The 19,351-nt window shown below is 62.0% G+C and carries 26 protein-coding genes and 1 tRNA gene; 15 read left to right on the forward strand and 12 right to left on the reverse strand.

Annotation, left to right across the window (positions count from 1 at the left end; genetic code table 11):
- Window positions 1–26 precede the first annotated feature (26 nt).
- Entirely contained in the window at window positions 27–563 is a 537-nt protein-coding gene (locus GGD53_RS20645; protein WP_184458729.1) for a hypothetical protein, read from the forward strand.
- Between the two features lie 12 nt (window positions 564–575).
- Window positions 576–863, forward strand: a complete 288-nt coding sequence (locus GGD53_RS20650; protein ID WP_184458730.1) for a hypothetical protein — start codon at window positions 576–578, stop codon at window positions 861–863.
- Window positions 864–870: 7 nt separating this feature from the next.
- Here the strand turns inward: GGD53_RS20650 and GGD53_RS20655 are convergent, their stop codons facing one another.
- From GGD53_RS20655 to GGD53_RS20665, 3 genes are all read right to left on the reverse strand, one after another.
- Window positions 871–1,512, reverse strand: a complete 642-nt coding sequence (locus GGD53_RS20655; RefSeq protein ID WP_184458731.1) for a recombinase family protein — start codon at window positions 1,510–1,512, stop codon at window positions 871–873.
- 2 nt (window positions 1,513–1,514) lie between these two features.
- Window positions 1,515–1,730, reverse strand: coding sequence for a hypothetical protein (locus GGD53_RS20660; RefSeq protein WP_010028749.1), 216 nt, complete (start codon window positions 1,728–1,730; stop codon window positions 1,515–1,517).
- 125 nt (window positions 1,731–1,855) lie between these two features.
- Complete coding sequence (locus GGD53_RS20665) at window positions 1,856–2,002, reverse strand: hypothetical protein (RefSeq protein WP_010028750.1); 147 nt, start codon at window positions 2,000–2,002, stop codon at window positions 1,856–1,858.
- A gap of 317 nt (window positions 2,003–2,319) precedes the next feature.
- On the opposite strand from GGD53_RS20665, the gene GGD53_RS20670 reads away from it, so the two are divergent.
- The 3 genes from GGD53_RS20670 (at window position 2,320) to GGD53_RS20680 (ending at window position 4,946) form a co-directional block, all read left to right on the forward strand.
- Complete coding sequence (locus GGD53_RS20670) at window positions 2,320–2,895, forward strand: hypothetical protein (RefSeq protein ID WP_184458732.1); 576 nt, start codon at window positions 2,320–2,322, stop codon at window positions 2,893–2,895.
- A 58-nt stretch (window positions 2,896–2,953) separates the two neighbouring features.
- Complete coding sequence (locus GGD53_RS20675) at window positions 2,954–3,796, forward strand: hypothetical protein (RefSeq protein ID WP_184458733.1); 843 nt, start codon at window positions 2,954–2,956, stop codon at window positions 3,794–3,796.
- Between the two features lie 190 nt (window positions 3,797–3,986).
- Complete coding sequence (locus tag GGD53_RS20680) at window positions 3,987–4,946, forward strand: Abi family protein (RefSeq protein ID WP_246717843.1); 960 nt, start codon at window positions 3,987–3,989, stop codon at window positions 4,944–4,946.
- Between the two features lie 14 nt (window positions 4,947–4,960).
- On the opposite strand, the gene GGD53_RS20685 is transcribed toward GGD53_RS20680, so the two are convergent.
- From GGD53_RS20685 to GGD53_RS20695, 3 genes are all read right to left on the reverse strand, one after another.
- Window positions 4,961–5,347, reverse strand: coding sequence for a hypothetical protein (locus GGD53_RS20685; RefSeq protein ID WP_184458734.1), 387 nt, complete (start codon window positions 5,345–5,347; stop codon window positions 4,961–4,963).
- An 86-nt stretch (window positions 5,348–5,433) separates the two neighbouring features.
- Complete coding sequence (locus GGD53_RS20690) at window positions 5,434–6,639, reverse strand: tyrosine-type recombinase/integrase (protein WP_184458735.1); 1,206 nt, start codon at window positions 6,637–6,639, stop codon at window positions 5,434–5,436.
- 185 nt (window positions 6,640–6,824) lie between these two features.
- A tRNA-Leu gene (locus tag GGD53_RS20695) sits at window positions 6,825–6,909 on the reverse strand.
- Window positions 6,910–7,077: 168 nt separating this feature from the next.
- On the opposite strand from GGD53_RS20695, the gene GGD53_RS20700 reads away from it, so the two are divergent.
- Window positions 7,078–7,485, forward strand: a complete 408-nt coding sequence (locus GGD53_RS20700; RefSeq protein WP_184458736.1) for a BA14K family protein — start codon at window positions 7,078–7,080, stop codon at window positions 7,483–7,485.
- Window positions 7,486–7,495: 10 nt separating this feature from the next.
- Here the strand turns inward: GGD53_RS20700 and GGD53_RS20705 are convergent, their stop codons facing one another.
- On the reverse strand, window positions 7,496–7,789 hold the full coding sequence (locus tag GGD53_RS20705) for a SelT/SelW/SelH family protein (RefSeq protein WP_184458737.1): 294 nt from the start codon (window positions 7,787–7,789) through the stop codon (window positions 7,496–7,498).
- Between the two features lie 125 nt (window positions 7,790–7,914).
- Here GGD53_RS20705 and GGD53_RS20710 point away from each other — a divergent pair, with 125 nt between their 5' ends.
- The 3 genes from GGD53_RS20710 (at window position 7,915) to GGD53_RS20720 (ending at window position 9,742) form a co-directional block, all read left to right on the forward strand.
- The gene (locus GGD53_RS20710; RefSeq protein WP_184458738.1) at window positions 7,915–8,652 is read left to right on the forward strand and encodes a type 1 glutamine amidotransferase; all 738 of its coding nucleotides are present in this window, start codon (window positions 7,915–7,917) and stop codon (window positions 8,650–8,652) included.
- 11 nt (window positions 8,653–8,663) lie between these two features.
- Complete coding sequence (locus tag GGD53_RS20715; protein WP_184458739.1) at window positions 8,664–9,221, forward strand: sugar O-acetyltransferase; 558 nt, start codon at window positions 8,664–8,666, stop codon at window positions 9,219–9,221.
- A gap of 68 nt (window positions 9,222–9,289) precedes the next feature.
- Window positions 9,290–9,742 carry a GFA family protein gene (locus GGD53_RS20720; RefSeq protein WP_184458740.1) on the forward strand — a complete coding sequence of 151 codons (453 nt, stop codon included), beginning with the start codon at window positions 9,290–9,292 and terminating at the stop codon, window positions 9,740–9,742.
- Between the two features lie 136 nt (window positions 9,743–9,878).
- Here GGD53_RS20720 and GGD53_RS20725 read toward each other — a convergent pair whose 3' ends face one another.
- The 3 genes from GGD53_RS20725 to tenA form a co-directional block, all read right to left on the reverse strand.
- Entirely contained in the window at window positions 9,879–10,109 is a 231-nt protein-coding gene (locus GGD53_RS20725; RefSeq protein ID WP_184458741.1) for a type II toxin-antitoxin system CcdA family antitoxin, read from the reverse strand.
- A gap of 52 nt (window positions 10,110–10,161) precedes the next feature.
- Entirely contained in the window at window positions 10,162–11,994 is a 1,833-nt protein-coding gene (gene lepA, locus GGD53_RS20730; protein ID WP_085776615.1) for a translation elongation factor 4, read from the reverse strand.
- A 77-nt stretch (window positions 11,995–12,071) separates the two neighbouring features.
- On the reverse strand, window positions 12,072–12,770 hold the full coding sequence (gene tenA / locus GGD53_RS20735) for a thiaminase II (protein WP_184458742.1): 699 nt from the start codon (window positions 12,768–12,770) through the stop codon (window positions 12,072–12,074).
- 137 nt (window positions 12,771–12,907) lie between these two features.
- On the opposite strand from tenA, the gene GGD53_RS20740 reads away from it, so the two are divergent.
- Together GGD53_RS20740 and GGD53_RS20745 are read left to right on the forward strand one after the other, a co-directional pair.
- Complete coding sequence (locus tag GGD53_RS20740) at window positions 12,908–13,477, forward strand: helix-turn-helix domain-containing protein (RefSeq protein ID WP_184458743.1); 570 nt, start codon at window positions 12,908–12,910, stop codon at window positions 13,475–13,477.
- A 24-nt stretch (window positions 13,478–13,501) separates the two neighbouring features.
- On the forward strand, window positions 13,502–14,020 hold the full coding sequence (locus tag GGD53_RS20745; protein ID WP_184458744.1) for a GNAT family N-acetyltransferase: 519 nt from the start codon (window positions 13,502–13,504) through the stop codon (window positions 14,018–14,020).
- Window positions 14,021–14,035: 15 nt separating this feature from the next.
- Here the strand turns inward: GGD53_RS20745 and GGD53_RS20750 are convergent, their stop codons facing one another.
- Complete coding sequence (locus GGD53_RS20750) at window positions 14,036–14,647, reverse strand: HAD-IA family hydrolase (protein ID WP_184458745.1); 612 nt, start codon at window positions 14,645–14,647, stop codon at window positions 14,036–14,038.
- Window positions 14,648–14,781: 134 nt separating this feature from the next.
- On the opposite strand from GGD53_RS20750, the gene GGD53_RS20755 reads away from it, so the two are divergent.
- From GGD53_RS20755 to GGD53_RS20765, 3 genes are all read left to right on the forward strand, one after another.
- Window positions 14,782–15,807 carry a histone deacetylase family protein gene (locus GGD53_RS20755; protein ID WP_184458746.1) on the forward strand — a complete coding sequence of 342 codons (1,026 nt, stop codon included), beginning with the start codon at window positions 14,782–14,784 and terminating at the stop codon, window positions 15,805–15,807.
- A 9-nt stretch (window positions 15,808–15,816) separates the two neighbouring features.
- Window positions 15,817–16,368 carry a recombination regulator RecX gene (recX, locus tag GGD53_RS20760; RefSeq protein WP_184458747.1) on the forward strand — a complete coding sequence of 184 codons (552 nt, stop codon included), beginning with the start codon at window positions 15,817–15,819 and terminating at the stop codon, window positions 16,366–16,368.
- 98 nt (window positions 16,369–16,466) lie between these two features.
- Window positions 16,467–17,360, forward strand: a complete 894-nt coding sequence (locus GGD53_RS20765) for an EamA family transporter (protein ID WP_184458748.1) — start codon at window positions 16,467–16,469, stop codon at window positions 17,358–17,360.
- Here GGD53_RS20765 and GGD53_RS20770 read toward each other — a convergent pair whose 3' ends face one another.
- Window positions 17,361–17,828 (reverse strand): group III truncated hemoglobin, encoded by a 468-nt coding sequence (locus tag GGD53_RS20770; RefSeq protein ID WP_184458749.1) that lies wholly within the window; start codon window positions 17,826–17,828, stop codon window positions 17,361–17,363.
- A 172-nt stretch (window positions 17,829–18,000) separates the two neighbouring features.
- On the opposite strand from GGD53_RS20770, the gene mbfA reads away from it, so the two are divergent.
- Window positions 18,001–18,984 carry an iron exporter MbfA gene (gene mbfA, locus GGD53_RS20775; RefSeq protein ID WP_184458750.1) on the forward strand — a complete coding sequence of 328 codons (984 nt, stop codon included), beginning with the start codon at window positions 18,001–18,003 and terminating at the stop codon, window positions 18,982–18,984.
- Window positions 18,985–19,351: the final 367 nt, after the last annotated feature.

Genomic DNA, 19,351 nt, shown 5'->3' on the forward strand with positions numbered 1-19,351 from the left:
GCCTTGTGGGCTGATCGGCGGTTAGGATGACGGCGACGGTCCAACAGCGCCAGCAGGCGCGCGCCGCGATCCTGCACTGGCACCGGAGCCTCCGTTCTTCACGCCCCAGGTGCGAGGCCAAGCGAAAGCATGACGGGCAGCCTTGTCAGCAACTCGCATTGGAGAATGGAAAGTGCGCCTATCATGGTGGTCGCACGCCTCGAGCCGACGGATGGCACAAACCGCGTTGGCCCAATGTGAAAGCGCCCAATGCAGAGGCGAAGCTAAACCGCAAGCTCAAAGATCGGGAAAAGGCCGCGAAGAAACGTGCCGCGCGTTTGGCAGCAATGACAGCCGACGAACGCGCCAAACACGACAGTTGGCATAGAGCGCATCAGCCCGGCCCGCCTGGACCACGTGAGCGGCACCGACAAGAGCGCCACCAAGCGGAGGCGGCTAGACGATCGATTGAAGCGATCCGCCCCGCGGCAGTCGACGCTGAAGCCGAAGACCTCGGCAGACGTATTGCCGATCTCGAGCGCGAGTTGGAAAGCCTTTGCACCGTGCACGACATTTTTGGATGAAAGGAATTTGAGGTGGCAAACAGCATTGAGGAACGTCAGCGGGCGCTATTGGAGAAGATCGCGACGGATGGCGTCGAGATTGCCTATCGAACGGCAATCGATGTCTGCCAAGATCCTAAATCGACGTCGCCGGCACGCGCGACGGCCGCAGCGACCTTGTTCAGGGTCGCCGGCTTCTTCGAGCGGCGCGATCCGACAGCAATCAAAGAGCCGCACGAAATGACGAGCGAGGAACTTGCGGCGAGCATTCGGGCAATCGAGGGGCGAGCGAAGGCGCGCAACCCCGATATTTTCGATTGAGAGGGGATCATAGCCCCCAGGCGCGTAACGCCTCGTCAGCGCCCTGCCCATCGGCGCGGATGCGCAAAACAGTCTGACGGGTCAGACCGGTTAATTTTGCGATCTCCGAAGCGCCTGTGCCGTTCGTGAGCATCATCTGGACCGCTTCAAAGTCCGCGCGGTCGTAGCTCGGCTTTCTGCCCTTGTATGCCTTCGCCCGATCCAGCTCCTTGGCATGGGCGATACCGGCTCGCTGCGCTTCCTTCGTCGCTTCCGCCTGAGCTTGTGCCGTCGCAGCCATGAACGCGATCAGCGCATCTCGTACAGCCATCTGCATCGCGTCCGACGTGGCACCATCGAACGTCATGTTGTTGATGACCGTGCGAATGACGATACCACGGCGCATAAATTCGCGAATATTGTCCGTTACGTCGGCGTAGTTGCGGCCAAGCCGATCGACCCAACGGACGACGAGCGTGTCGCCCTTGCGAAGCATGTCGAACAGACGCCTACCCTGCGGCCGTTCTGCGAGGGGCACGCTGACGCCCGAAACGCCCTCGTCGCTCACGACGTCATCGATCGCAAAGCCCGCTTGGCGGGCTTGGGTGAGTTGATGCGCTGCCGTCTGATCAGCGGTCGACACGCGGGCGTAGAGGATTGTTTTGCTCATCCTTACGCCTCCTTCGCGCCAAGGAGCCGCGCATACTCGGCGAGGGCTTCATTGCACTGATCGCGGAGACGCGGCCATTCCGTGTGCAGCGCCATGCCCTCGATTTCCTCTGCCGCTAGGCGGGCCGTGTTGCGATCGCCCTTGTCGAGGGCATTGCGCATTTCTTTGTGTGCTTTCGTGAAGGCCTCGAATTCATTAGGGCGAGGTGGCGTTGTCATGTCATGCTCCTGTCCGTTTGGGTGGTGTACGAACTAAAGCATGTACGTTGATGTAATGTCAACCCATACGGACATCCGCAGAAGCGAATTTTTATTGTCCGCAGCGGTGTACCCTTGCGTACATGCTACCGCACTCGTCCACCCGCAGCGGCACGACGGAACGGGATGACGTTGCTGGCGGGCGGCTTGTCTGCCGCCTTCTCGCCGGCCACCACTGCAATAGCGGCGTTGATCAGCTTGCGGATGTCGTGCGGCAGTTCCAAGCGATGCATTGGTTTTCCTCTGTCGATGTCAGTGGTTGTTGGTTGGCGGCAGCAATGTTGCGCGCCTTCGCCAGAATAGACCTCCGCACTGCCGTCGCAAGGTGACCCACGCCTGGCCGTAAGGGGTGAACCCCGATACCGCCCCCTGGGGTAGTCCAAACGCGCTCGCGAAAACCGCAACCGGCGCCAAAACAAAAATCCGATTTGCTGGAACTTTTGGAACTTGCAACGGCCATGGCATTCGCAAAAGTCTGCCGTTTTGGCCGCTCTTTTTGCGCCGTTGCCTCCGCTACAGTCACCTAGACGAAACGGAAAAGGTGCGGCCTGTGGCAAGCATTTTCGATGCTCACGACGATGGTAGTTACGACGGCCTGGCGCCTGCCGACTGCGACCCGGAACGGGAGCACCGGGAGCACGCTGCCTATTGGTCGCGCGTTCACTACGTCGAAGACGAGCTGACGCTAGCGGCAGAACCACGAGAAGCCGCATGCAACACCCGCGCGGCGTCGTTCGCTTTGGACGCCATTCGGCGCTACGCCTTCGACAGAGCCGGTCCGCGCCTCCTGCCCTGCCATCGCGATGAACTCTTAGTGCTGTTGATGCGAGCCAAGGACAACATCGGCTGGAGCCTGATCTGGCGAAATGTGCCTTCTGACGATCGCGCCGTTGATGCAGCGATCGAAGCGGCTGCCGCGATGATTGCCCTTTGGGGCGAAGTAGAACCGTGGAAGGACCGGCCAGCCGATTTGCTCGCTGACGTTCGTGACCGCGCACGGTGGCTGCAGAACGAACTGCACAACGCGTCACTCGAGCTCTCCATTCGCGAGCGCCAGCGTGCCCGCACGATCTCCGCGGTGGAACGCATCAAGGCTCATGCATTGGGAGGCAACCATGCAGCCTGACGCACCGACTACCGCCCGTCGCCTCGTCGAAACGGCACTCGCGCGTTTTCGCTCCGCGTTGACCGCCGAGAACGCAGCCGTGCGTGCGAACCCCGGATACGCGCCAGAGATAGGCGCGCTCAACACGCAGGCCGCCGCCAATGCCCGCGACGTGGCCAGCAACGTTTCGTCGGAATACGACCAGGCTTTGGCAGAACAGGCGCGCTTACGCCGCGAGCAGCTTCAGCCTGTCGCGGAAGGCCCGCTTGGGCGCGTAGCCGCCGCGAACACGACCTCTTCGGCCAGCGACGCGCTTCTGCCGCGAAATCCGCTCGTTGGCTCCGAAGGCGAAACAGCCGACGCAATGGCCCGTCTAATGGCGCAAGATCCGGAGACGGCGCAAGCCCTTGCCCGCCAGTCGATCGCCGATCGCTACGCCCGCGCCGCGACGGAGACGCAATCAGGCGACCGGGAATTTGCAGGTGCCAAGTTCGCCAAGGACATCGCGGGCAATCAGCCACGCAACGCGGTCCTGGACGCGATACTCCGCTCACTCCCTGACCAGACAGCGGCGACCGCCGCGCCCGAACTGCTGGACGTCTTGCGCGCCACAGGGCGCCGGAAGCCGATCGGTAGCGCAACGGAGTTCAACCGCGCCGCCAATGCCGAATTGTCGCAGGCTCCGCTTGCTCAACGCGCCGCCAATGCCGCGGGCACCTTCGGCGCTAGCCTGATCGCGAATGCCGGGGACGCTCTGAGCCGGGCAACGCTACGCGGCAACATCAACCAGCTTGCAGACATGTTCACCGATCCGAATTCCGTCGATCTCATCCGCGAGGCAATCGCTCGAGGGGAAACGGGGCTCGTTCCTCGCGCCGTGGCGCGCGGCATGGTTCAATCAGCGGTCAGTGAAAATCGCTGATCGATACCGGCCTCTTGGCCGCCACGGCGGGGTTATCTTTGCGATTGGTTTGCCATAGGGGCTTATCCGCGTCAGCGAGCTCGCCCCGGCCTTGACACGAAGCGCATTCTACGCCACCTATCATCCCAACACGGCCGGCCCCTCTGCTTCGCAAGGGTCGGCCTTCTTCGTTTCTAGGGTGACGAAACGTTTGTCGCAATATTCCAAGCCGTACCGGGCCGTTGCCGATCAGATTGCTTTGCTTCAGAGCCGGGGGATGGTCATCGACGATGTTCCGAAGGCGACGGAATATCTATCCCGGTTGGGTTACTATCGACTGAGCGCCTATTGGTACCCCTTCCGTCAGACGACCAAATCCGCGAACGGCGCCGTTGTCGTACTCGACGATTTCAAGCCCGGAACCGAATTCAAGTGGGCCACTGACCTTTACGCCTTCGACAAGACGCTTCGGCTTCAGCTTCTTGACGTTCTCGAGCGAATTGAGGTTTTTGTCCGCACTGGCGTAGCGCTGACGGTCGGGAAACATGATCCGTGGGCGCACCGCGAGCCGAAGCTTCTAGACCGCCGATTCACCTCCAAGAACCCTACGTCTGGCAAGGTTCCTCACACCGATTGGCTCGCTCGCCTTGACGACAAGGCCATCGGATCAAAAGAGGAATTCGCCGGCCACTTCCGAACGAAATATCCGAAATCTCACATGCCGATCTGGATCGCGGTCGAGCTCCTTGATTTCGGCCCGCTGTCGCACTTTCTCGCGGGATTGAAGTGGGTCGACACCAACGCTATTGCAACAACGTGCGGCGTTCCTCGCCCTGACTTGTTCGCCAGTTGGGTTCGATCGTTGTCCGTGGTGCGCAATACCTGCGCGCATCACGCGCGGCTCTGGAACAAGCCACTGATCGACCAGCCGAAGCTAGCAGCCGGGGGCGCCGTTCCGCTGCTCGACCACTTGGCAACAGCGCCTCACACCAACCGCCGCATTTACGCGGCTTGTGCCATCGCACGTTATCTGCTTCTTGCGGTGAACCCCCGCACACAGTGGTCGCAGCGGCTTAAGGCCCACATGGCGACCTTCCCGACAAATCCCTACGTGACGATGAACACGATGGGGTTCCCGAAGGGATGGGAGAGCCTTCCCCTCTGGAAATAGCTGGCCCGCGCAACTCACACCGGCAGATTGTTGCACGGTCCCGACCGCGATGTTCCGACGATCTTCCAATCGTCCGCCGTGCCGCCGGTCCCTGTCAAAGCGGCTCGAATGAGAAGCTGGCAGGCCGATGCTCGTGTAATGCCCGGCGTGACCTGCGTTGCAGGAAGCGTGATATAGACCGGTGCGCCCTCGATCACGAACACCTTGCCGCCCGCGACGGGATAAGCGTTGACCGGAACAAGACCGGTCCGCGCGGTGAACTCTGCCAAGGTCGTGCCGTGATAGGCGCTCAACCGGGCGTCTAGATTTGCGTTGAGTTGTGATTGGTATTCCGCATTCGTCTGGCAACTCGCAAAACTCAATGCCGCGGCCAAGCCGGCCGCGATCTTCATCCGTTTCATTCCCCACCCCTCATTTTACCTAGCGTAAAATTATCCTCGCATCATTGCTGTCATCGATTTGCGCTGACCGTCCGTCGGCCGCCCGATTATGAGAAGATGTCTACTTTCTCGGCGCGGAGCGCGTCGATTTCGTCCGCCCACCATTTCGCCATGCGGACACGTTCATCCCAATAGAGCGCGCGGTGATACGCGCGGCGCACCAGGTCCGCGCCGGCATGGGCTAGTTCGGCCTCGATAGCGTCAGCGGGCCATTTGCCGCTCTCGTTCAATAGGGTCGAGGCCGTCGCCCGGAAGCCGTGGCTCGTCATTTCGTCCGAACTGAAGCCCAGGCGTCGCAACGCCCCGTTCAGCGTGTTTTCGGACATCGGGCGCTGTCGGGTGTGGACGGCAGGAAAGACGCGCGGACCGTCGCCAGTGAGCTTGTGGACTTCCTTCAGGATCGCGACCGCCTGATCGGGGAGAGGCTTTCGATGCTCCCGGCGCATCTTGGCTCGCTCCGATGGAATGATCCACTCCCGCTTGTCCAGATCGAATTCCGACCATTCCGCTTGTCGCAGTTCGCCGGGGCGCGGATAGAGGATCGCCATAAGCTTCAGAGCCGCCCGTGTCTCGGGCATGCCATCGTAGGCCCATATAGCCCGGAGAAGCCCGGCGAACGAATCCCGTTCGGTGGCAGCGGCCCTGTGCGTCACAGTGGGCGCGATGAGCGCGCCCTTTAGCGCGCCGGTTGGGTCGTTTGCCGCCCGGCCCGTAGCGACCGCGTATCGGAAGACTTGGCCTATCGTTGATCGAAGCCGGCGTGCTGTCTCGTAGTTCCCGTCTGCTTCGACCTTGCGCAGCGGCACGAGGATTTCAGCGGCCGTGATCTCAGATATGGGCCTCTTGCCCAGATCGCCACGTGCAAGGCCGACAAGCCATTCCTTCTTCGCTACCGTCGCCGTCGCCTTGCCCTCGCGCTTGACCTTCGCCAGGAACTCGTCCGCGATAACGGTGAAGGTGGTACCATTCGACGTGCGGCTGACGATCTTCTCGATCTTGGCCTGGTGGGAAGGGTCCAAGCCGGCGGCAAGATGCTTCTTGGCCTCGTCGCGGCGTTTGCGTGCGTCAGCAAGGCTCACGGCCGGATACGCCCCGAAGGCCAATGTCCGCTGTTTGTTGTGGAACCGGTATTGCATTCGCCAGAGCTTCGAACCGCCAGGCGTGACGAGCAGATGCAGGCCGCCAGCATCGCTGTATTTCTTTGCGACCGGCTGGCCTTTCAGATTTCTAACTTGTACGTCGGTGAGGGCCATTTTGTTGGTACCGGAATAGGCGCGGGTGCGTTGGTAGCGATGAATACCAACGAGAGTACCAACAAAGGCAGTGGATGCAAGTGGACGTCGGTGGGCAGCGACGAGGCCCAAGTAACAAAAAAGCCCGGAAAAACCGGGCTTTTTGTGCTTTCCTCATGTCCAGTGGACCGGGAAAAGTGGGAATTTGGTGCCCAGAAGAGGACTCGAACCTCCACGCCTCGCGGCACAGGTACCTGAAACCTGCGCGTCTACCAATTCCGCCATCTGGGCGACGGAGAGCGATGTAAGGGGGTGGCTCGTGACTGTCAACTGGGTTTTTGAAGTTTTCCTGACAGTCTGCAAAAAACAGCCAATCACATGCGAGGGAGCGGCCGGAGGGGAAGCATAGCGCTCCGCTGCGGACGCCCTATATAGAGGGAGTCTCGAAAGGAATGCCTCATGCCTGCTGCCCGCACGCTTCTGCTCGCCGGCCTTTTTGCCGTTTTTGCGCCTGTCATGGCGGGCGCTGATTCGCCGAAGCCGGGTCTCGGGCCGGTCAACACGGGATCGACGCTCTGCGATTTTCGCGGCTGCTTCGGTTTTGGGCCGCAGCAATGGCATCGCCCGGCCTATGTCCAGCCGAATTATCGTCCGCGCGGCGCGGGGCCGACCTATTATCTGCCGGGCGCGGCGGGGCGGCCGCAGCTGACCTATGACCCGCCGCCGGTGCGCCAGGTGCAGCCAGCACGGGATATGAACAAGCATATCGCCTGGTGCACCAATGAATACCGCTCCTATAATCCGCGGACGGATCACTTCCTTACCTATGAAGGCGTCTACAGGGTCTGCCGCTCGCCCTATCGCTGAGCGTGCTTGGTCAGCTTTCGTGCGAGACGCGGTCGACATGGCCGAGATCGCGGCCGGGCTCGATGATGTCGCGGACGCGTTGCTTCAGCTCCCTCGGCCCGGGAAAGCCGCCGTCGCGCTTACGCTCCCAGATGAGATCCCCATTGACGCGGATTTCGAAATTGCCGCCGGTGCCGGGGATCAGCGCCACCTCGCCGAGACTGTCGGAAAAGGTGCTCAGCAGCTCCTGCGCCATCCAGGCGGCGCGCAGCAGCCAGTTGCACTGGGTGCAGTAGAGGATCGAGACGCGGGCTTTTTCGGTCATGGCGCTTTCCTTTCGTTTGCCGTGATTTAAGCCGTTGCAGCGTGCGGACGCAATCGCGCATGCGCAAGCATCTTGCGCGCCGTTCTTCGGCATGGTCTCTTCCTGCCGACCACCGGGGAGAACCTATGCGAGTCGCAGTCGTCGAAAATATGCGCAACACCGGCCTCGGCGCGCTTGCCACGGCGCTCGACGAGGCGGGTGCTGAGATCGAGTGGTTCCGGGTCTGGAGGGATGGCATCCTACCGCCGGACATAGCCGGCCATGACGCACTGGTCGTTCTCGGCGGCGAGCAGAGCGCGCTGGATGACGAGACGCATCCCTATCTGCCGGAGCTCGCCCGGCTCGCGCGCCGCTTCGGCGATGCCGGCAAGGCCGTGCTCGGCATCTGCCTCGGCAGCCAGATTCTTGCCCGGGCCTATGGCGCCGACAACCATCTCGGAACCGCCCGCGAATTCGGCTGGCACAGCATCGGCGTCACCGACGAAGGCCGAGCCGATCCGCTGCTCTCGGCACTTGGCGGCGAATTCACCACCTTTGAGTGGCATGCTGACACCTTTTCCCTGCCTGCAGGCGCCGTTCGTCTCGCGAGCAGCGCTGTCGCCGAAAACCAGGCTTTCCGCATCGGCCGCGCCGTCTACGGCACGCAGTTTCATTTCGAGGCTGATAGAACGGTGGTCGAGCAGTGGAAGGCGGAATTCCCCGATACGATCGAGCGAATCGCGCCCGGCTGGCTGCAAAGCTATGCCGAGCTGACTGCGCGGCATGCTGGTGGCGCCGATGCCGCCGGCCTTGCCATCGCCCGCGCCTGGGTCGGGCAGATCGAACGGCAGGAGGTCGAGATGCTGTCGCAGGTCCCGGCTTGAAGGGCGATGCGATGACCGTAAGCGAACGCGAGAAGATGGCGGCGGGTGAGTGGTATTGCTGCCTTGACGACGATCTCGATCACCTGCGCCGGCAGGCGCGGCTCGCCGTCCACGCCCACAATACGCTGCCGCCGGACGAGCGCGGCGCCGCAGCCCCCGCCCTCAGGGCGCTTTTTGCACAGGCCGCCTCCGATATCTTTATCGAAGCGCCGTTTCACTGCTCCTATGGCATCAATATCGTTCTCGGCGAGCGCGTCTATGTCAATGCCGGCTGCGCCATCCTCGATTCCGGCAGCGTGACGATCGGCGATCGCACCATGTTCGGCCCCGGCGTGCAGATCTATTGCGCCGAGCATCACAAGGATCCGGCGCTTCGCAGTAGGGGAATCGAGATCGCCCGGCCGGTCGCAATCGGCAGCGACGTCTGGATCGGCGGCGGCGCCATCATCCTCGGCGGCGTGACGATCGGCGATGGCGCGATCGTCGGTGCGGGCGCCGTCGTCACCAAGGATGTGCCGGCGGGTGCAACGGTGGTCGGCAATCCCGCGCGCCCGATAAACCGCGTTTGAGATGCGTCTGGGACTCTCGACAATGGCGCCGCCTCCTCTAGATCAGAGGACGGAAGGGGAGAGATATCATGACATCACCGAATTTGCCCATGGAAGGCGGCTGCCGCTGCGGCCGGGTGCGCTTGAAGATCAGCGCTCCGCCGCTGTTGGCCATGGCCTGCCATTGCACAGGCTGCCAGAAGATGACGGCGAGCGCCTATTCGCTGAGTGCCGCCATTCCCAGCGAAGGCTTCGAGGTCACCAAGGGCGAGCCTGTTATCGGCGGCCTGCATGGCGCCACCAGGCATTATTTCTGCCCGCACTGCATGAGCTGGATGTTCACCCGGCCGGAAGGCATGGACTGGTTCGTCAATCTGCGCGTCACCATGCTCGACGACCCGAGCTGGTTCACGCCGTTCATCGAGACATGGACGAGCGAGAAGCTGTCGTTTGCCGAGACAGGCGCGGTGTATAGTTACGAAGCGCTACCGGAGATGGACGCCTATGAGGGGTTGGTGAAGGAGTATATGAGCAGGGGATAAGGCTCAGAAGCCTTGGAAGAGAAAGTCCATGGCGCCGATTATGACATCGCTTTTGCCCGATAGATCTGTGACGGCTTCTCCAATTTCCGACGTCGGGACAGAGCGGTTCTGCGCTTCAATCAAAAACTGAACCGCTCTAAAACTGACGGTGCTTGGCGAGCGGCAGGCCGTGTTTTTCGACATACTCGTTTTCGAGCCGGATCGCCTCGGCGTTCTCGATCCGCCACAGCCGCTCGCGTTCCGCGTTTATCGCTTTCGCGATACCTTCTTCCGCCGCCCGCGATATGTTGATCTTGAGCTCGCGGGCCTGGGAAACGAGGCTTTCATCAAGTGAAAGACTCGCTGCTTTTCTCGCCCGATGACCCATAACGATCTGTCTTATGCGCAAATCATATGCGCATAAGCGTCATTGAGAAGCGTTATTCGTCGCCCATCTTGAGTGCGGCGATGAAGGCTTCCTGCGGGATCTCCACCTTGCCGAACTGGCGCATGCGCTTCTTGCCTTCCTTCTGCTTGTCCAGAAGTTTGCGCTTGCGGGTGGCGTCGCCGCCATAGCACTTGGCCGTCACGTCCTTGCGCAGCGCCGAGATCGTTTCGCGGGCAATCACGTTGCCGCCGATCGCCGCCTGGATCGGGATCTTGAACATGTGCTTCGGAATCAGCTCCTTCAGCCGCTCGCACATGTCGCGGCCGCGCTTTTCAGCTGCCATGCGATGCACGAGCATCGAGAGTGCGTCGACCGGCTCCCCGTTGACGAGGATCGACATCTTCACGAGGTTGCCTGCGCGGTAGCCTTCGAGGTGATAGTCGAAGGATGCGTAGCCCTTGGAGATCGATTTCAGCCGGTCGTAGAAGTCGAAGACCACTTCGTTGAGCGGCAGTTCATAGGTCACCATCGCCCGGGTGCCGACATAGGTCAGCTCGGTCTGGATGCCGCGGCGGTCCTGGCAGAGCTTCAGAATGCCGCCGAGATAATCGTCCGGCGTCATGATCGTCGCCTTGATCCAGGGCTCACGGATTTCGGCAATTTTGACGACATCGGGCATGTCGGCCGGATTGTGCAGTTCGCGCTCGCTGCCGTCGGTCATCGTCAGCTGATAGACGACGGAAGGGGCCGTCGCGATGAGGTCGAGGTCGAACTCGCGCTCCAGGCGCTCCTGGATGATTTCGAGATGCAGCAGGCCGAGGAAGCCGCAGCGGAAGCCGAAACCGAGGGCTGCCGACGATTCCATCTCGAAGGAGAAGGAGGCGTCGTTGAGGCGAAGCTTGCCCATGGCGGCGCGCAGATCTTCGAAATCGGCGGCATCGACCGGGAAGAGGCCGCAGAACACCACCGGCTGCGCCGGCTTGAAGCCCGGCAGGGCTTCCGCGGTCGGGCGCTTGTCTTCGGTAATCGTATCGCCGACGCGCGTATCCGCCACTTCCTTGATCGAGGCGGTGATAAAGCCGATCTCGCCGGGGCCGAGGCTGTCGACATTGACCATCTTCGGCGTCAGCACGCCGACGCGCTCGACCTGGTATTTCGCATCGGTACCCATCATGCGGATCGTCTGGCCCTTGGTCAGCACGCCGTCGATGACGCGCACGAGAACCATGACGCCGAGATAGGTGTCGTACCAGCTGTCGACGAGCAGCGCCTTCAGCGGCGCCTTCTCGCCGCCCGGGCTCTTCGGCGCCGGCAGCTTATGGACGATCGCTTCCAGCACGTCGGGAATGCCGAGGCCGGTCTTGGCCGAAATCAGCACGGCCTCGGAAGCATCGATGCCGATCACTTCCTCGATCTGTTCCTTGATGCGATCGGGTTCGGCGGCCGGCAGGTCGATCTTGTTGAGCACGGTGACGAGCTCGTGGTTGTTGTCGATCGCCTGATAGACATTGGCGAGCGTCTGCGCTTCCACGCCCTGGCTGGCGTCGACGACGAGCAGCGAGCCCTCACAGGCCGACAGCGACCGCGAAACTTCATAAGCGAAGTCGACGTGGCCAGGCGTGTCGATCAGGTTGAGAATGTATTTCTCGCCGTTGTTTGCCTGGTAGTGCAGGCGCACGGTCTGAGCCTTGATGGTGATGCCGCGCTCGCGCTCGATCTCCATATTGTCGAGCACCTGCTCGGACATTTCGCGCTCGGCAAGTCCGCCCGTCGTCTGGATCAGGCGGTCGGCCAGCGTCGATTTGCCGTGGTCGATATGGGCCACGATCGAGAAGTTGCGGATATGGGACAGCGGAGTGGTCGAATTGGTGCTCATGCGCGCCATATAGCAGCGCCGCCCCCTGCCGCAAAGCGGTAATTATCCCGGATTTTACGCTATTTTGCGGGTCTGCCCAGCGTGCGTCAGATCGGCCAGCTCTCCAGCCGCCAGGCCGAATCCCAGAACATCCATTCATATTGCGAGGCGCGCACGAAAACGTCCATCATTTCGGCGCGCTCGGTCTCCGATGCCGCGCGGGCGGCGATATCGGTCAGTGCGATCACCTCGCGGGCGCCGGCTGCAAATTGCGGATCGCCATAGGTGTTGATCCAAGCCTGAAAGACATTGCCTTCGATTGCCGGCCTGCCTTTGATGCCTTCGCCGACATGCATGTAGATCCAGAAGCAGGGCAGGATCGCCGAAAGCGCGACGGCATGGGAGCCGTGATAGGCGGTCGCCAGAAGGAAATTGGTGTAGGCGAAACAGGAAGGCGAGGGCTCTGCGGCCGTCACATCCGCGCTCGAAATGCCGAATTGCGAGAGGAAGCCCGCATGCAGGCCCTGCTCGACGGTGATGGCCTTCTGCGCCGAACCGAGGAAGCGCAGCACCTGCGCATTATCCGGCGCCTTGGCCGCGACGATGGCGAGGCACCGGGCATAATGCTTCAGATAGATTGCGTCCTGCAGGATATAGTGACGGAAAACCTCCGGCGGCAGCGTGCCGTCCGAAAGCCGTTCCAGGAGCGGCAATTGCTCGATCTCGGCCATAAGAGACTTGATCCGCTCCCAGGCGGCGGCCGTGAAGCTCCCCGTGATTTCGGTGTTCTGCATGCTGCCGTCCATGATGTCCTCCGCTCTCCAAGCGCCGCTGCCATATATCGGCGGGGCGGGGGTGAAGGCAAGCGAGATGAAGCATCGAGAGAGGCTTGATTCTATCATGAGATAATGTACTTCTCATATAGTAGAATCATGGATCGGCGATGGAACAGGAACTCGAACAGGCGATCGGCAGCCGCATTCGCACCTTGCGGCTGGAAAAGGGCCTGACGCTGGATGAGCTTGCCGAGGCGTCGGGCGTCAGCCGCGCGATGATTTCGCGCATCGAGCGGGCGGAGGCGAGCCCGACCGCCTCGCTGCTGGCCAGGGTCTGCGCCGCGCTCGGTCTGTCGCTGTCAGCCTTCTTTGCAGAGGAGGGGCAGCAGGCCTCGCCGCTGGCGCGGCGGCAGGAGCAGCAGGTCTGGCGCGATCCGGAGACCGGTTATCTCAGGCGCGCGGTATCGGCGCCCGGCACCGCCTCCGCCGTCGATATCGTCGAAGTCGAATTCCCACCCGGCGCCCGCGTCAGCTTCCCACCGCATGCGGCTTCCCATGGCATGACGCAGCATGTCTGGCTCTTCGATGGCGAGTTGGAGATGACGGCGGGTGAGACGGTCTACCGGCTGCGTCCAGGCGATTGCCTGTTCATGCCCGTCGGCGAGGGCCATTCCTTTCATAATCCCGGCAATGCGCCGGCGCGCTATTGCGTCGTGCTCGATCGCGGCGGCCGATGACGACCTTCATTTCAGGAGAAGAACATGCCTGACATTCGCATCCTTTCTGCCGAGGAGGCCCGCGCTGCCATTCCGGCCCTCTCGGAGGTGCTGGCCGATTGCGTCACGGGCGGCGCCTCGGTCGGCTTCATGCAGCCCTATGGAGCTGAAGATGCCGAGCCCTATTGGCTGGACGTTGCCGATGCGGTTGCCGGCGGCGGCAGCCTGCTTGTTGTCGCCGAACTCGATGGCCGGATCGTCGGCACGGTGCAGGTGAGCGCCGCGCAGATGCCGAACCAGCCGCATCGCGGCGATCTGAAGAAGCTCCTGGTGCATCGTTCCGCCCGCGGGCGCGGCCTTGCCCGGCTGCTGATGGAAGCCGCCGAACGCGAGGCGGCCGCCCGCGGCAAGACCCTGCTCGTGCTCGACACGGCAACCGGCAGCGATGCCGAGGCGATCTATCCCCGCTTGGGCTGGCAGCGCGTCGGCGTCATCCCCGATTATGCTCTGTGGCCGGAAGGCGGCTTTTGCGACACCACCTTGTTCTACAAGCGGCTCGCCTGATTGCGCCAGTGCTGCTCATGCCCACCTTGCAAACATGGGAAGCGCCCCGGCCAACGTCGCCCCCGCCGTCCATTGCGCCGCGTTCCAACCAAACTGCCGCGCCGTTTCGACATTCGCCGCCATATCGTCAATGAAGGCGATCTCCGCTGCCAGAACGCCGGCACGTTCGGTCGCCATCCGGAAGAAGTCGGGCGAAGGCTTGCTGTGTCCGAGTGCTGCCGAATAGATGATGTCGTCGAAATGGGCGCCAAGGCCCAGCTGTTCCATCAGGTAACGCGCCCGCCTGTGCTCTTGGTTGGTCGCCAGGAAGAGAGTGACGCCGCTTCGCCTGAGAGCGGCGAGATCCGCCAGCAGATTGCGGTCGAGCCGGGAATCGTTTTCGAACCAGTAATCGATCAGCGCCGCGGCGCTAAGATGGGGCGCGATCTTTGCGAGCACGCCGGTGAGCCTTGGCTCCAATGCTTCGCGGCCGATGATGATGTCGCCCCAGTGAACCTGGAAAAACTCCTGCTGCAGCAGATCGGGTCGCAGGCCGAGATCGCGCTCGAGATAGGTGAAGTGGGGCAGCCCGTCGGCCGGACGGCCATGGATGAGCACGCCGTCGACATCGACCATCAGCACGTTCATGCAGAAATTTCCTTCGGTCTCAAAACATCGCGAAGGGTGAAGTCATTCACCTTGGCGATCAAGAGCGCCGCGCCGGCTTTTTTGTCGCGGCCGACCCATGTAAACCTCGAATTCCAATTAAGGACGGATCCGAAATGCGCGTTATCTATTCCGAAGACCACAAGCTGCGCGATGCCAGGACCGAGCTCTATGCCGGCCAGCTGGTGACGCCCTTCGAGGCGCCGTTTCGCGCCGAGTGGATCCTGGCGGCGGTCAAGGAAGCGGGTTTTGCCGATGTCGCAGCACCGGATGCGCATGGGCTGGATACGGCCCGAAAGGTGCATGATCCTGCCTATCTCGATTTTCTCGCTACCGTCTGGGATCGCTGGGTGGCGGCTGGTTTCGAAGGCGAAGCGATCGCCAATTCCTTCCCGGTCCGCCGCACCAGCCAGCGCGTGCCCGATAATATCGTCGGCGCAATCGGTCATTACGCCAATGCCGCCGACACCTCCATCACCAAGGGCTCTTATGAAGCGGCGATCGCCTCCATGCGTTGCGCCATCACAGGCGCGGATTGGCTGAATGCCGGCAACCGTTTCGCCTTCGCGCTTTGCCGGCCGCCTGGCCATCATGCCGGCATCGATCTCTTCGGCGGCTATTGTTTCATCAACAATGCGGGCGTCGCGGCCCAGCGGCTCATCGATCACGGTGCGAAGAAGGTCGCCGTGCTCGATGTCGATTTCCATCACGGCAACGGCACGCAGGATCTCTTCTATCACAGAGGCGATGTCTTCACCGCCTCGCTGCATGGCGATCCCCTGTTTGCCTTTCCCTATTTCCTCGGCCATGCCGACGAGGAAGGCGAAGGGCAGGGTACGGGTACCAATCGCAACTATCCGATGCCGCCGCACACGCCCTGGCAGGTCTGGTCTTCGGCCCTTGCCGATGCGCTCGCCCGCATCAAGGCTTTCGGCGCCGAGGCGATCGTTGTGGCGCTCGGCGTCGATACCTTCGAGCGCGACCCGATCTCCTTTTTCCAGCTGAAGTCGGAAGACTTCATTCGCATGGGAGAGATGATCTCCGCCGCCGGCCTGCCCGTCGTCACCTGCATGGAGGGCGGTTACGGCGTGCCGGAAATTGGCCTCAACGTCGCCAATGTCCTCAAGGGCCTGGAAGCCTGATCGTTTGATATGACCAACGAGATCGTTCCATCCGACATTCCGACGCCCCGCATGCTGAGCTGGGCCCGCAACTCCGCCATCTACCGCTTGGAACGGCGGATGATGACGGAAAAACAGCTGTTTGACGCCATCACCCGCAAGGCGAAGGAGAAGTTCGAGGATATCGGCGCGGCGCAACTCAAGGCCCTTGCCGATTTTGCCGTCAAATTCGCCTATGACAACAAGGCGCTCGATGATCGCGCCTATGCCGAGATCAGCACGCGCTCCCAGCTGCGCGGCGGCAAATCGAAGCGCGCCATCGCCCGGAAACTTGCGGCCAAGGGCGTCGCTGGTGATAAGGTAGAGGCCGCCCTTGAGGAGGCTGACGATCTCTATGCTGCGGCGATATTTGCCCGCAAACGCGCCTTCGGCCCCTTCCGCCGCGTCGAGCTTGACGAAAAGCGAAAGGCCAAAGAGCTTTCGGCCTTCGCCCGCAACGGCTTCAGCTTCGACATCGGCAGGAAGGTGTTCGACATGAGTTTGGAGGATGCCGAAGAGGTCATCCTGGCCTGCCGTCTCTGATCTTGCATAAGGCCTTTTACTGGCCGGATCAGAAGTTTGAATTTGTCGCTCGCAGACCGTCTTCGTAAGAACAGCGCACAATCGGCGAGGGGGCGGGTATGGAAGAAAGAGCAAATGTCGGCGCGGGTACGCTGACCGCAGAGGCGTCAACAGCATTTGGCGGGGTGGCGACTGGCGGGCTAATGTGTCTCCTGTCCATGTCGTCGATCCAGTTCGGCGCCGCACTCTCGTCCTCAGCCATCTCAACCTTTAGGCCGGCCGGCGCCAGCTGGCTGCGCCTGGCTTTTGCGGCCATCATTCTCGCCCTTGTCGTGCGGCCGCGCGTCTTCAGCTACACCAGGGCGCAATGGACGAGCGCTCTGGTCCTCGGCGCGGCGACAGCGCTGATGACCATGAGCTTCTTCGCGGCGATCGAGCGCATTCCCCTCGGTCTTGCCGTAGCGATCGATTTTCTCGGCCCGCTTTCCGTTGCGACCATCGGCTATGGCCTCAGCCGGCGTCTCCTCTGGCCTCTCATTGCAGCATTTGGCGTTCTGGCGCTTGCTCATGACGGTGAAGGCTGGGTCGGCAATATCGAGGGCATTCTTTTTGCCCTCGGCGCCGGAACCGGATGGGCGATCTATATCGTCCTGACAAAAAAGATCGGCGCGAGCTTCAAGGGGCTGGAGGGGCTTTCCATATCGCTGATGGCCGCCGCTCTTGTCGCGACACCCTTCGGCATCGCCGGCGCCATCCCGAAGCTCGATGCTTACGGCCTTGTTGAAATGGTCGGCCTTGCCGTTCTCGTGCCGCTGCTTCCCTACACGCTGGAGCTGATCGCCTTGCGGCGCATGCCGACGGCATCTTTCGGCATTCTCATGAGCCTCGAGCCGGCCATCGCGGCACTCGCCGGTTTCGTCATTCTGGCCCAGCCGATGACGCTGCTGCAGATGGCCGGAACTGCCTTGGTGGTCGCCGCAAGTGCCGGCGCGACCTTTTCCGCTCGGCAGTGATCAGCCCGCCTTTTTCGCGGGATCGTCGAGAGCGGGATTGTAGAACAGCGACAGCGTCAGGCTTTTGGCAATCCGCTCGGCGGTCGCCATGAACCAGACCTTGGCTTCCGGCGAGGGGGCGATATCGTCAAGCGTTGCGGCGAACAGCGACAGCCACTTCGGAAAAAGATCGGGCGTCAGGTTCTGAACGCCGGTATGCGCCTGCACCGGCTTGCCGCCATAGGCGCCGCTGCGGAAGGCAACGGCCGACCAGAAGCTCTTCATCTTCTCCAGATGCTCCGACCAGCGGCCGGAAAGCTGCGCATCGAATACCGGGCCGAGATCGGGATGTTTCAGCACGCGCCCGTAGAAAGTCTCGACCAGCCTGCCGATAAAGGCCTCGTCGACCCCTATCGTCCGCATCTCGGCCTCCGCCTTTTCGCGGATCGCCGCGACATGGGCAGGGCGGCCCTGAATGTCATTGTTCATCATAAACCCCGGCGCCGCATGATGCGGCGTCTCTCATATAGGTCTTTACCTCAGCGAACCAAAGCCGCTCGTGCGGATTGCGGCAATCTGTCAGCCGGTCCGCCTCGGCCACTTGACCACCATCGCTTCCTTGCCTAGGTTTAGAATTATTCTAAATTTTTTGGAGAAGTTTATGCTGGCGCGTTTTTTCAGGTCGCCGAAACGATCCTTTGATTCGCTCTCCGAGCAGGAGATTCTCGCCCTTGCGATTGCCTCCGAGGAAGATGACGCCCGCATCTATCTCGCCTATGCCGACAAGCTGCGCCCTGAATTTCCGGCTTCGGCCAAGGTCTTTGAAGATATGGCCGAGGTCGAGGATACGCACCGCAAATCGCTGTTCGAAATCCATCGTCAACGTTTCGGCGAGCGCATCCCGCTGATCCGGCGCGAGCATGTGCAGGGCTTTTACGAACGCAAGCCGGACTGGCTGCGAGCCAACCTGTCGCTCGATGCGATGCGGCAGGAGACCGAGGCGATGGAGGAGCAGGCCTATCGATTTTATGTCGAGGCGGCAAAGCGCACCACCGACGCCTCGACGCGTGAGCTGCTCGGCGACCTCGCACTCGCCGAACAGGGGCACGAAGACATCGCCCGCATGCTTGGCGACAAACATACGCCTGAGGATATCAGGCGCGAGGAGGACGAGACGGCGCACCGGCAATTCGTGCTGACCTATGTGCAGCCGGGCCTTGCCGGCTTGATGGACGGCTCGGTTTCGACGCTGGCGCCGATCTTTGCCGCAGCCTTCGCTACCCAGGATACATGGCAGACCTTCCTCGTCGGTCTTTCCGCCTCCGTCGGCGCCGGCATCTCGATGGGCTTCACCGAAGCCGCCCATGACGACGGCAAGATCTCCGGCCGGGGCTCGCCGGTCAAGCGTGGCCTTGCCTGCGGCATCATGACGGCGCTCGGCGGCCTCGGCCATGCGCTGCCCTATCTGATCCCGCATTTCTGGACGGCGACGATCACCGCGGCCATCATTGTCTTCTTCGAACTCTGGGCAATCGCCTTCATCCAGAACCGCTACATGGAAACCCCATTCCTGCGCGCCGCCTTCCAGGTCGTGCTCGGCGGCAGCCTGGTCCTCGCCGCCGGCATCCTGATCGGGAATGGGTGAGGAGCGGTCGGCAAAGCCGAGCAATCGATCCGGCGAATCGATTGCAGCGACGAACGCCCTGAGCCCAAGCGAAGGGCCGGGAGACGGTGCGGCATATCAACACCTCATCTCAGCGTCACGCACCACGATCAGCCCTCATTCTGAGGTGCCCCCCCAAGGCGCCCCGAAGGACGAGGGCGGGTGGCTGAACGCCGCTCAGCAGCATCAGCATCTGCCGAGGGCCGTGGCCAGCCCCGTCCTTCGAGGCTTCGCCCTATGGGCTACGCACCTCAAGCAACCGTGTTGTTGCGGTTCGCTCCATGGGGTTCGTCTTTTGAGAATAGTGTTGATCATGATGATGAATTTCCGCATGGCGGCGACGAGGGCG

Origin of the sequence: Rhizobium aethiopicum (genome assembly GCF_014197535.1) — a bacterium.
GTDB lineage: Bacteria > Pseudomonadota > Alphaproteobacteria > Rhizobiales > Rhizobiaceae > Rhizobium > Rhizobium aethiopicum_A.